Source organism: Flavobacterium sp. LC2016-23 (genome assembly GCF_009674775.1).
GTDB lineage: Bacteria > Bacteroidota > Bacteroidia > Flavobacteriales > Flavobacteriaceae > Flavobacterium.
On sequence record NZ_WKKE01000093.1, the window covers coordinates 1 to 368 of the forward strand.

Annotated in this window: 1 protein-coding gene; it reads right to left on the reverse strand. The window is 41.0% G+C overall.

Annotated features, from left to right (window positions below; genetic code table 11):
* A partial coding sequence (locus tag GJU43_RS22755) for an Ig-like domain-containing protein (protein ID WP_195760095.1) occupies positions 1–368 on the reverse strand: 368 nt, incomplete at both ends.

Genomic DNA, 368 nt, shown 5'->3' on the forward strand with positions numbered 1-368 from the left:
CCTGTAACCAAAACTGCCGTTAAAGTATTTCCTTCAGCATCCGTATCGTTTGCTAAAATACCAGTAGCAATCGTAGCGGTTAATGTTCCTGCTTCGTTTACCGAATAAGAATCGGCAATAGCAACCGGGGCATCATTGATTGGATTAATGGTAATGTTAACTGTAACGGTGTTACTGTCTGCATTTCCGTCATTGGCTTTATAGGTAAAACTATCCGTTGTCGTTTCGCTTCCGTTATGAACGTAAGTGAAAGTACCATCAGAATTTAAAGTCAGCGTTCCGTTTGTTGGACCTGTAACCAAAACTGCCGTTAAAGTATTTCCTTCAGCATCCGTATCGTTTGCTAAAATACCAGTAGCAATCGTAGC